9 protein-coding genes are annotated in these 11,837 nt (G+C 64.7%); 5 read left to right on the forward strand and 4 right to left on the reverse strand.

Annotated elements, in window-relative coordinates; genetic code table 11:
* Positions 1–36 precede the first annotated feature (36 nt).
* Positions 37–2,895 (reverse strand): ABC transporter permease, encoded by a 2,859-nt coding sequence (locus Tam10B_RS06675; RefSeq protein ID WP_093960478.1) that lies wholly within the window; start codon positions 2,893–2,895, stop codon positions 37–39.
* A complete protein-coding gene (locus tag Tam10B_RS06680; protein WP_093960538.1) occupies positions 2,892–3,803 on the reverse strand; it encodes an ABC transporter ATP-binding protein in 912 nt (303 codons plus the stop codon). Before Tam10B_RS06680 ends, Tam10B_RS06675 begins: the two co-directional genes overlap by 4 nt.
* A gap of 140 nt (positions 3,804–3,943) precedes the next feature.
* On the opposite strand from Tam10B_RS06680, the gene Tam10B_RS06685 reads away from it, so the two are divergent.
* Positions 3,944–5,080, forward strand: a complete 1,137-nt coding sequence (locus Tam10B_RS06685; RefSeq protein WP_093960479.1) for an ROK family transcriptional regulator — start codon at positions 3,944–3,946, stop codon at positions 5,078–5,080.
* Between the two features lie 126 nt (positions 5,081–5,206).
* Here Tam10B_RS06685 and Tam10B_RS06690 read toward each other — a convergent pair whose 3' ends face one another.
* Positions 5,207–6,523 carry an O-acetylhomoserine aminocarboxypropyltransferase/cysteine synthase family protein gene (locus Tam10B_RS06690; RefSeq protein WP_093960480.1) on the reverse strand — a complete coding sequence of 439 codons (1,317 nt, stop codon included), beginning with the start codon at positions 6,521–6,523 and terminating at the stop codon, positions 5,207–5,209.
* A 301-nt stretch (positions 6,524–6,824) separates the two neighbouring features.
* Between Tam10B_RS06690 and Tam10B_RS06695 the strand changes: the two genes are divergently transcribed.
* The 4 genes from Tam10B_RS06695 to Tam10B_RS06710 all read left to right on the forward strand — a co-directional run bounded on the left by Tam10B_RS06695 (position 6,825) and on the right by Tam10B_RS06710 (position 11,454).
* Positions 6,825–7,706, forward strand: coding sequence for a pyridoxamine kinase (locus Tam10B_RS06695; RefSeq protein ID WP_093960481.1), 882 nt, complete (start codon positions 6,825–6,827; stop codon positions 7,704–7,706).
* A gap of 154 nt (positions 7,707–7,860) precedes the next feature.
* Positions 7,861–8,367, forward strand: a complete 507-nt coding sequence (locus tag Tam10B_RS06700) for a YraN family protein (protein WP_093960482.1) — start codon at positions 7,861–7,863, stop codon at positions 8,365–8,367.
* The gene (locus Tam10B_RS06705; RefSeq protein WP_093960483.1) at positions 8,367–9,905 is read left to right on the forward strand and encodes a YifB family Mg chelatase-like AAA ATPase; all 1,539 of its coding nucleotides are present in this window, start codon (positions 8,367–8,369) and stop codon (positions 9,903–9,905) included. The genes Tam10B_RS06700 and Tam10B_RS06705 overlap by 1 nt, the downstream gene beginning before the upstream one ends.
* 46 nt (positions 9,906–9,951) lie before the next feature.
* Complete coding sequence (locus Tam10B_RS06710) at positions 9,952–11,454, forward strand: DNA-processing protein DprA (RefSeq protein ID WP_093960484.1); 1,503 nt, start codon at positions 9,952–9,954, stop codon at positions 11,452–11,454.
* Positions 11,455–11,487: 33 nt separating this feature from the next.
* On the opposite strand, the gene Tam10B_RS06715 is transcribed toward Tam10B_RS06710, so the two are convergent.
* Positions 11,488–11,829, reverse strand: coding sequence for an MGMT family protein (locus tag Tam10B_RS06715; protein ID WP_093960485.1), 342 nt, complete (start codon positions 11,827–11,829; stop codon positions 11,488–11,490).
* Positions 11,830–11,837 lie beyond the last annotated feature (8 nt).

Consider the following 11,837-nt stretch of genomic DNA (forward strand, 5'->3'; position numbering starts at 1 on the left):
CATATGTCGCCGATGCCGCGAACCGTCCGGACAATCTCATTCCGAGGCGACGGCGTCGAGCACGGGCTTCTTCAGCGCACGCCCGGCCGGCTGCACGCTGGCGAGCAGTCCGACCAGGATCGACAGCATCAGGAACACGCCCAGCTGCCCCCATGGGATGCTGAGTACCTCCAGTCCGTTGTCGCCGTACACGGCGCGTATCACCACGCCGGCGCCCACGCCCGTGACTAGGCCGAGCAACGTGCCGAACACGGAAATGATCGCCGCCTCGATGGCCAGCATTCCACGCACCTGGGCGCGCGACGTGCCGATGGCCCGCAGCAGGCCGATCTCCTTGGTGCGTTCCGACACCGACAGCGCCAGCGTGTTCACGATGCCGAAGATCGCGATCACGATCGACAGCGCGAGCAGCGCGTACAGGATGATGAGGATCTGGTCGACCATCGAGCTCATCGTGGACTTGTAGTCCTCACGGTCGAGCACCGACAGCACGTAGTACGGTTTGACGGCCTTGACCAGCCGCTTGCGCAGCGCCTCGGTGTCGGTGCCCTTCCTGGCGGCAATGAATAGCTGGATCGTGAACATGGTCTGCTGGTCGGCGAGTTTTTCGGCGGTCTCGTCGTTCATCAGCACCATCGTGCGGTAGATCGAGTTCGAGATGATCGCGCCGACCTTCACCTTGGTACGCGTGGTCTCGCTCTTGGTGCGGATCAGCGTGGACGGATCCACATTCTGCGCGTCGGTGATCGTCTGCTGCGCCTCGGCGGCCTTGGCCTGTGCGCCGGCGGCATCGCCGGAGGCCGCCAGCTGCTGGGCCTCCTGCTGTAGGGCCGTCACCTTCGCCTGTGTCTGCGCCTGCCAGTCGGCCTGCGCCTTGGCGGTGGCCTCCTCGTCCACGCTCACGCGCTCGCCGGTCATGGTCACGGTGTCGCCGACCTGCCATCCGCGGTCCTTGGCGATGGTCTCGCCCACTACGAGCTCGCCGTCGCGCAGCGCCTTGTTCGCGTCGCCGGACATGGTGACGGGAGCGAACACATCGGTGAATAGCGACGGCTGTTCGGCGAACGACGTGCCGCTGATGCGTTTGCCGTCGTATTTGATGTTCATGAGCATGCGGCTGGTCGACACGGACTTGACGCCGTCGACCTGTTTGACCGCCTCCACGGCCGCATCAGGAATCTGACCGTTGGCGGCCGATGAGACCGCAAAGTCCGATTTGAGTCCTGTGTCGACGATGCCGGCCACCGACGCCTTGGCGGATGCGGCCACCACCGACAGGCAGCTGACGATCGCTACGCCCACGAACAGGGCGGCAGCCGTGTTCGCGGTGCGCCGCTTCTGCCGGGACAGGTTGCGCATGGCAAGGCGGCCGGTCACACGGAAGACTAGCGACGGCAGGAAACCGAGCACGACACCGGCAGGCTGGACCAAGGCCGGGGCGAGCACGATCACGCCGATGACGATGAGTCCGGCTCCGATGCCGAGCGGCCAGCCTGTACCATACCGGTCGGCGAGCGCATTGAGCGGTCCGATGGGCGTGGGGTCGCCATCGATGGTGGCGATACGCCAGCAGAACAGCCATGCCGCCACGCCGAGCACGACCATGATCGTGCCGGTCACGGCGCGCGGGCGCACCGGCTTCTCCGGGTTCACGGTCTCGTTCATCGCCTGGATGGGCGGCGCCATGGCGGCTCTGCGCGCGGGGAGGGCCGCGCCGATGAAGGTGACGATTACGCCGACCAGCAGGCCGACGAGCATGTCGGTCGGGCTTGGGCTGGCGGCTCCGCTCAGCGGTGTACCCAGTTTCGTCATGCCGAACACGATGAGCCGGACCATGCCCCAGCCCAGTCCGATGCCCGCCGCGGATCCGACGAGGCCGAGCAGCAGCGCCTGAATGATCACGGTGGAGAACACCTGCATGGGCGAGGCGCCGACCGATCGCAGCAGCGCATAGCCGCGCATGGATTCGCGCACGATCATGGAGAACGTGTTGGCGATGATGAACGAGCCGACGAACAGCGCGATCACCGCGAAGATGAGGATCAGCGGCTGGATGAAGCCGAGCATGTCCTTGATGGACTGCGAGTATTCGTCGCGCATCTGGTCTCCGGTGATCGCGGTGGCCTTGGAGCCGGCGGGCAGCGCCTTGTTGATGCGGTCGGCGAGCGCTCTCTGCTGGTCGTCGGTGAGCGGCTGCCCCTTGTTGCCGCTGCCGTAGACGCCGATGTACTGGGTTTGTCCGATCTGGCCGGTCTGCTGCTGGTAGAGCTCCTTAGCCACGTCGGGTGCCAGTCCGAGGATGATCGCGCCGGCCTGGGAGGCGTCGGTGTCGAAGATACCGACGACGGTCACGTCTTCGGGGCCGGTCGGATAGACGAGCTTGGTGGTATCCCCCACCTTGAGGCCGGAGGATTCGGCCGCATAGGAGTGCAATGCCACTTCGTTGCGCTTTTTCGCCCATCGGCCTTCGGTCAGGTGCGCGGACCGCCAGGTGCCCTTTTCCAGGCCGATGCCCATGGTGGGCGATCCCATGGTGGATACGGCGTTGCCGTCCTGTTTGACCAGGACGAGCGAGCCGCTGACAGAGTAGACGATCTCGGCGGTCTTGACGCCCTTGACGTTCTTGATGTCGTCGACGAGCGTGTCGTCGACGTCGTTGTAGGTCTTCATCGAGGATGACGACGCGGCCGTGTCGTCGTCCTTTTTCTCGTCGGTGCCGCGCACGTAGACGTCGTGATCGGTGTTCGATCCCATCATCTGGTCGACCTGATCGTTCATCATCGCGCGGAAGCAGAACGATCCGACCACGAATGACACGCCAAGCGCGATCGCGATGATCGACATCACGAATCGTGAGAAGTGGGCGCGGGCGTCGCGCAGGCCGATGCGGATCATGCGCGTGCCCCGCCTTCGGCATCGGCTCCGTCGGCGAGAGACGCGTCAACGTCATCGGAGTCGTCGGCCGCAAACACGTCGAGTATCCGCTCGTAGGACGGGTGATCCATGTCGTTGACGATCCGTCCGTCGGCGAGTACAAGCACGCGATCGGCGTAGGATGCGGCGCGCGGGTCGTGCGTCACCATCACAATGGTCTGCCCGTACTCGTGCACGGACGTCTTGAGGAAGCTCAGTACCTCGCGGCTGGAGCGCGAGTCGAGGTTGCCGGTGGGCTCGTCGGCGAAGATCACGGATGGTCTGGCCATGAGCGCACGGGCGCAGGCGACGCGCTGCTGCTGGCCGCCGGAAAGCTGACTGGGCCGATGGGTGAGACGCTGTTCAAGCCCAACCACATGCACCACGTGATCGAACCATGCGCGGTCGATGGGCTTGCCGGCGATCTGCAGCGGCAGCAGAATGTTCTCTTCGGCGCTGAGTGTGGGGACCAGATTGAACGATTGGAAGATAAATCCGATCTGCTCGCGGCGAAGCTTCGTCAGCTGCCGCTGCCCCATGGCCGACACTTCGAGTCCTTCGACGAACACCTTGCCGGATGTAGGCGTATCGAGTCCGGCCATGCAGTGCATGAGCGTGGACTTGCCCGAGCCCGACGGTCCCATGATGGCGGTCATCTGTCCGCGCATGAACTCCACATTTACATGGTCGAGCGCCACCACGGCCGTATCCTTGGCCCCGTAGGTCTTGACCAGGTCCACGGCACGGGCCACGGCCTCGCCTTCCCGCGGCGCCCGCGCCCGGGATACGCCGTTCCGGACGTCCGTCGTCCGTGCCGTGCCGCGTGCTTCTCTCGCCGTGTCGTCGTGTTCACGACGTGCTTGCACCGCTTGCGCCGTATGTCGTCCCATGGCACCCATCCGATCTGTTGAACGTTCCCTGCCATCGTACCCACGATCGATGAATTCGTCGCCGAAACACCCACGGACAGCGCAATTGCGCGATTGCCCGCCGTCACCGATACAATAAACCGGGAAGAAAGGCTTTTCGATTGGCAACTGCAACAACGGCGCAGGTCAAGGTGCACAACCGTCATCAGGTGCTTGACCACATCTACCGCAACCAGGGCTCGTCCAAACAGGACATCATGCGCGCCCTGAACATGAGTCTGCCCACGATCACCCAGAACCTACGCGATCTGGAGGCAGACGGGCTGATCCGCCGCGGGGGTTTCCTCAAATCGACCGGTGGACGCAAGCCACAGATCTACACGTTCAACAATCGCGCCGCCATCGCCATCGGCGTTCGCATGACGGCCCGGCAGATCATTCTGTGTGCGGTGGATCTGCGCGGCACGTGCATCAAACGCGCCACCGGTCGGCTCCCCTACCGTCACGCTCACGCCTACTATCACCGCATCTGCCAGCTCATCGAGCAGTTCATCGGATCGTTGGGCGAGGACGGCGAACGCGTGATCGGCGTGGCGTTCTGCATGCAGGGCATCGTCTCCGCCGATGGCCGCAGTATTGCGTTCGGCGATATATTGGGCAATACCGGTCTGAGCGTGGACGAGTTCGCCCGCGAGCTGAAGGTGCCGTGCACGTTCATCCATGATTCCGACGCCTCGGCCATGGCCGAACTGTGGATGGACCCGTCGATCGGCGACGCGCTGTGCATCTATCTCGAACCGTACATGGGCGGCGCGGTGATCATCGACGGCAGGCTGCGGCAGGGCGGCACGATGAAGAACGGCACGATCGAGCATATGACTCTGGTGCCGGACGGCAACGACTGCTATTGCGGGCAGAAGGGCTGCGCGGATGCGTACTGTTCGGCGCGCGTGCTGCTCGATCACCATGACGAGACGCTGGACGAGTTCTTCAATCAGCTGCGTGACGACGACTACACGCACCGGCGCATCTTCGGCGTCTATCTCGATCATCTGGCGCTGGCGATCAAGAACATGTGCACCGTGCTCAACTGCGATGTGATCGTGGGCGGGCAGGCCGGCCAGTTCTTCACCACCGACGACATCGCCGATCTGCGCGACCGCGTACTGCGGATCAGCGCGTTCCCCGACAACGACTTTACGATTCGCAAGAGCGTATGCCGTCCCGATCAGGATGTGATCGGCTCCGCACTGATCTATGTGCGCCAATTCATGGACGACGTCTGCGGCGACGACTGAGCGGCGTCGTGCAGCCACGTGCCGCGGCGCAAGCGACATGAAAACATGAAAAAGGCGCGCGCCGCATCCCCCAGCGGCGCACGCCCGTATTTCTATGCGCGAGTAAGTTCCCCCGTCAGCGATTCGTCACTTGGCGAGACCGGAGGCGCGCAGTGCCTCAAAGCCGCCCTTGAGATCGTCGAGGATGTCCTCGATGTTCTCGGTACCGATCGACAGACGGATGGTGCCCTGGTGGATGCCCTGGTCCTCGAGCTCCTCCAGCGTCTCCTGGGAGTGCGTGGTGGAGGCCGGGTGGATCACCAGGCTCTTGGCGTCGGCCACATTGGCCAGCAGGCTGAACAGGTGCAGGTTGTCGATGAAGACGCGTGCCGCATCCTTGCCGCCCTTGATGTCGAAGGTGAAGATGGAGCCGGCGCCCTTCGGGAAGTACTTCTTGTACAGCTCGTGATCCTTGCGGCCCTCGATGCTCGGGTGGGAGACGGACTCCACCTCAGGCACGGTCTGCAGGTACTCGACAACCTTCAGCGCGTTCTCAACGTGACGCTCGACGCGCAGGGACAGGGTCTCGGTGCCCTGCAGCAGCAGGAACGCTGCGAACGGGGAGAGCGTGGCACCGGTGTCGCGCAGCAGGATGGCGCGGACGCGGGTCACGAATGCGGCGCCGCCCAGAGCCTCGTAGAAGTTCAGGCCGTGGTAGGACGGATCCGGCTCGGTCAGGGTCGGGAACTTGCCCGGCACGGCGGCCCAGTCGAACTTGCCGCCTTCCACGATCACGCCGCCCAGCGTGGTGCCGTGGCCGCCGATGAACTTGGTGGCGGACTCAACGACCACGTCGGCGCCGTGCTCCAGCGGACGGAACAGGTACGGGGTGGCGAAGGTGTTGTCGACGATCACCGGCAGATGATGCTTGTGGGCGATCTCGGAGATGGCCTCGAAGTCCGGCAGATCGGCGTTCGGGTTGCCGAAGGTCTCGAAGTAGACGAGCTTGGTGTTCTCCTGGATGGCGTCCTCGAACTCCTGCGGGTTCTCGGCGGAAACGAAGGTGGTGGTGATGCCGTCGCGCGGCAGGGTGTGACGCAGCAGGTTGAAGGTGCCGCCGTAGATGTTCTTGGCGGCGACGATGTGATCGCCGGACTGGGTGATGTTGCGCACCGCGTATTCCACGGCCGCGGCGCCGGAGGCAACGGCCAGGCCAGCGGTGCCGCCTTCGAGGGCCGCGATGCGATCCTCGAACACGCCCTGCGTGGAGTTGGTCAGGCGGCCGTAGATGTTGCCGGGATCGGCCAGGCCGAAGCGGGCCTCGGCGTGGTCGAAGTTGTGGAACACGTAGCTGGTGGTCGCGTAGATCGGCACGGCGCGGGAGTCGGTGGCCGGATCGGCCTGCTCCTGACCGACGTGCAGCTGCAGGGTTTCGAAGCGGTAGTTCTTGTTGGCTTCAGCCATGGGATTGTCTCCTTGTGTGGTGGGTTGTTGTGTTGTTGGTAGTGACAATATGCGGTCGGAGGGCTTGGTTTCAAGCCGAAACGGGCTTTTCGCTATCGGGCTTGGTTATAGCCTTTTCCCAACCCTTGGGACCGCAAAGGGTTTGCCATGGGTAGGAAACGCCCCTTCGTCATGGTTTTCGCGTGTGACACGCCGAAGAGGACCCGGTTCGCTCATCGCCGTGCGACGGTAGTCTGGACGGGAACGGCCCGACGCCCTCCGCGCAGGGCCTGATCCGAAACCTTCGAGAAAGGTGAGAACCATGACCACGAACGACGACGCGGTGCTCTACCAGCGTGATCCCGCCTACATCCCCCGCATCGCGGCCGTGCACGACATGTGCGGCTACGGCAAGTGCTCGCTGACCGCGGCCATCCCGATCCTGTCGGCCGCCGGCTGCGACGTGTGCCCGGTGCCCACGGCACTGTTCTCCGCGCACACCATGTACAAGGACTACACGTTCCACGACACCACCGATATCCTGAACGACTACCTTGACGCCTGGGGCAAGGAGGGCGTGGAGCTCGACGGCGTGTATTCCGGATTCCTCGGCAGCGCCGATCAGGTGGCCATCATCCAGCGCCTGTACCGCGAGTACCCGAACGCCCTGCGTCTGGTCGACCCGGTGATGGGCGACGGCGGCCACATGTATCCCACGTACACCGTCGAACTGTGCGAGGCGATGGGCGCGCTGGCCGACGGCGCCGACGTGCTGATGCCGAACCTCACCGAGGCGTCGATTCTGACCGGACGCGACTACCCGGGTCAGAACCTGACTCCCGAGGAGGCAGCCGACTGGGTGGGCGCATTGCTTGACCTGGGCGCCAAGAGCGTGGTGCTCAAGGGCATCGACCGGGGCGACGGCAAGATCCGCAACTATGTGGCCACTGCCGCGGCCGGAACCGAGGGCGTGCTCGAGCTGGCGCACGAGAAGCTGCCGTACATGATCCACGGTACCGGCGACGCCTTCGCCTCGGCGCTGTGCGGCGCGGTGATGGCCGGACGCACGCTCGCCGACAGCGCCCGCATCGCCGGCGAATTCGTCCGTTCCGCCATGCAGTCCACCCGTAACCAGCCGCACTTCGAAGAGCGCGGCGTGAGCTTCGAGCTCAACCTCGGCGAACTCACCGATCTGGTGAAGTAGCCGTTCCATAACAGCTATGGCTCCCCTCCCCGAGGGGAGCTGTGTCCCTTCACGGCGGACTGGGCCCGCCACGTCCGGTCCCGAGGGGGCCACATTCGACCACATAGCCGCGCCGCTCTGGTCACGGCGCATCCTACGGTGGTGGACTCGAATCATGACAGATTCAACCATCACCCCAGCATTCCCGGTTTCCCTTCTCTCTTCCGCAACAGGATCCGTCACCGTCGCCGGATCCTCCGTCTCCAATCCCTTCGAACGATTCAACAGACTCACCGCCGCGCTGCATGAACCCGGACTCACACCGAAGCGACTCGGCGCGCTTGGCGAGGACTACGGCGTCCTTTGGCTCGAGCGCCGCGGCTGGCGCATTGTGGACCGCAACTGGCGTTCCCGCTACGGGGAACTCGACATCATCGCCTTCACCCCCGACGACCGACTCTCGTTCGTAGAGGTCAAGACCCGCCGCAACGCCAGTTTCGGCAGTCCCCAGTCCGCGGTGAACGCACACAAGCAGACCGCGCTGCGCCGCGCCGGTATGCAATGGCTGCAGGAGCGAGGACGGGACTTCCCCCACACGTCCGTACGGTTCGACGTGCTCGCCATCAGTGTGCACGGCTCACGTCGGGCCCCTCAGGTGCAACTGATACCGGGAGCGTTCTGATGCGAATCGGCACGACGCTATCCGTAGGCCTGCACGGATTGAAGGCGTTCACCGTAAGCATGCAGGCGTACATCTCCCCCGGGCTGCCGTACTTCAGCATCATCGGCCTGCCCGACACCTCGTTGTCCGAAGCCCGCGAACGCGTGAAGTCGGCCTGCGCATCCGCCGGATTCTCCTGGCCGGAGACGAGGGTGACCGTAAACCTGTCTCCCGCATCTCTTCCCAAAAGCGGTGCCGGCCATGATCTGGCGATCGCGGCAAGCGTACTGTGCGCGGGCGGCGCCATCCCCCACGACTCGCTGGCCGATACGCTGGTGCTGGGCGAGCTCAAGCTCGACGGCAGCGTACTTCCGGTGGCCGGTCTGCTGCCGATTCTGTTGCATGCACGCAATAGCGGCATCGCCCGGGCGTTCATTCCCCACGGCAATCTCGAGGAGTCAGAACTCGTGCCAGACATCGATGTCGTACCGGTTCGTCATGTGGGCGAACTCATCGAGCATATGGGAGGCAAGACCAAATATCGGATTCCCGACATTTCCTACGATCTTCGGGCGCCGTCATTCGATGATCCACTGACCGACGAGCCGGCGACGGGACTGGACATGAATCAGGTCATGGGGCAGGAGCATACGAAGTGGGCCCTGGAGGTGGCGGCCGCTGGCGGTCACCATGTCATCATGGTCGGGCCTCCGGGAACGGGCAAGACGATGCTGGCCTCCCGTCTGCCCACGATCATGCCGCCGATGAACGAACGTCAGCAACTGGAGGTCGCCTCGATCCGGTCACTGTGCGGCACGCTCACCGAATACGGCATCACCGATGTTCCCCCATACGAGGCGCCGCACCATACCGCCAGCGTGGCGGCATTGGTGGGAGGAGGCTCCGGCATGGCTCGACCCGGAGCCATCACCCGCGCACACAACGGCGTGCTGTTCATGGACGAGGCGCCCGAATTCCCTCCACGCGTGCTGCAGACTATCCGAGAACCGTTGGAGACGGGATACGTGGCGATCTCCCGTTCCAAGGGCAACGCCCATTATCCAGCCAGATTCCAGCTGGTCATGGCGGCGAACCCCTGCCCGTGCGGATTCGGTTGGGGTACGGGGGAAAAGTGCGTATGCAGTTCCAAGGAACGCACCAGATACTGGAATCGTCTGTCCGGTCCGATTCTCGACCGCATCGACATTCAGATCACCGTGCCGCCCATCTCCACCTTCTCCCCCGTCTGCGAGACCCCGGCCGAGTCCAGTGCCACGATCCGCGCTAGGGTGATCGAAGCCCGCAACGCCGCGGCCGAACGCTACCGGTTCGAAAACTGGCCATGCAACGCCAAGGCCAGCGGCGACTGGTTGCGACGCAATACGTCGAGCAAGGCCATGGCACCGCTCTCTCAGGCTTTGGAGCAGCAACGGCTCAGCCTGCGCGGCGCCGACCGGGCATTGCGTCTGGCCTGGACGCTGGCCGACGTGGCGGGGCGCACCAGCCCCGACGCGCAGGACGTGTCCTCCGGCATCGCCCTACGCACCCGCCTTCGCTAGCCGTTCCCCTAACCCCAACACCGCCCTCCACATCAAGGACCACCCCATGCCAGACCCCACCACGCTCCCCACCCGCAACACCCATCCCCTCGCCCTCGACGCCGACTCCTTGTCCCGTGCCACGCTGTCCTTCTGCACCGATGGCCCGGACGCCCTGATGTTCGCCGCACTCAAGGGGACGCAATCCGCAAGCCTTCTTCTGGCATTGATATCCGCTCCCCTCACCGCATCCCCACCGGACTGGCTCGACCATATGGATCGTATCGACGCGTCGATCGGCAAGGCACAGACCAAACTGGATCGCCTGTTCATCGTCGGCACCGCGCGATGGGGACGACGTGCCGACGCCCGCGGTCTGGAACGATTTCATACGGCGCTCTCCCGGTGGCGTGAACGGCTCGCCACGCTGCCGTTCCAGGCATGGGAGCCCCTGGCCGATCGTCTCACCTTCCATGGTGGGCAGTGGATCATCGGCCCCGCCTCCCCGTATTGGCCGCATCAGATCGACGATCTGGCCATACGCTCCGATTGGGCGCCGCCACTGTGTCTGTGGGGTATGGGAGACCCGACCGCACTGGTCAGCTGCGACGAGCCGGTGGCCGTTGTCGGCTCTCGGGACATCAACGACTATGGACGGTTCGTGGCCCGTAACGTGGGGCTGCAGGCCGCCCGCCACGGTCATCTTGTAGTGTCGGGCGGAGCCAAGGGGGCGGACGCCGCGGCGCACTGGGGCGCACTGGCGGCACGTGAGGAACGCGACGGCGTGGACGATCCCGACCATGCCGGACGCACGGTGGCAGTGTTCGCCGGCGGAGTGGAACGTCGCGGCCCCTCCTGCAACTTCAGACTGTTCGACGCCATGCTCACCGGCGGCGGCGCGCTGATCAGCGAGATGCCGCCCGGTACCATTCCCGAAGCGAGACGGTTCCTCCTGCGCAACCGCATCATCGCCGCAATGGCCGGCGTGGTCGTCGTGGCGCAGGCCCGGCACCGCTCCGGGGCATTGAACACCGCCACGTGGGCCGCGGAAATGAACCGCACGCTGGTCGCAGCCCCCGGAGACATCGACGAACCGTACAACACCGGCTGCAACCGACTGGTTCACGACGGCAAGGCGGTGCTGCTCGCCTCGGCCACCGACCTCAGCGACATCTGTCACGCCGAACACACGCCGTATCTGTCGGTCTCGTCATGCGAGTCTGATGTCGGCGGTGCAGGAACCAGAACGAACATGGCGGATGATGCCTGTCAGGTCGGCGATGCCCCGGATGACGGGGACGTCACCGACCCGTTGCAGTCGATGACACTGACCGCCATCCGAGTAATGCTCCGGCGGCATGCCGTCTGCACCGCGGACACCATACTGGCCGAGCTGCGCGACCGTCATCCGGGAAAGGTCATCAGCGTGGCCGGAGCCCAGCAGGCACTCACCGCACTGGAATCAGCGAACCGTATCATCGTGGCCGAGGACGGCACGATCACACTCGCCAGCTCCGCGCGCCCCCGGCCCATGCCCGAGGACCACCTCAGCGTACGGCACCCGTTATAGCCGGTGGAAACCGATCGGAGCCGGCCGTACCCGTCATTCCCGCCACTGGCAACGGTCAAGGTCTACTTTCCACCCGTCCGCGCCACACGGCTTGCCATCGGACGGCGGAATGAAGACCACGCCCTCCTCCTCCAACAGCGCACGCTGTCGTTCGGGGCCGCCGAAGGCGAAGCCCGGCGCCAAAGAACCGTCGCGAAACACCACGCGATGGCAGGGAATCACGCCGGGCTCGGGATTCGAGTGCAGCGCGAACCCCACGAACCGCGCCGAACGCGGAGCACCCGCCAACGCCGCCACCTGGCCGTACGTGGCCACACGGCCTTCCGGAATACGTCGGACCACATCGTAGACCCGTTGAGAAAACGTCCGTTCCATAACTTCCA

It is taken from the genome of Bifidobacterium vansinderenii, assembly GCF_002234915.1.
GTDB classification, from domain to species: domain Bacteria; phylum Actinomycetota; class Actinomycetes; order Actinomycetales; family Bifidobacteriaceae; genus Galliscardovia; species Galliscardovia vansinderenii.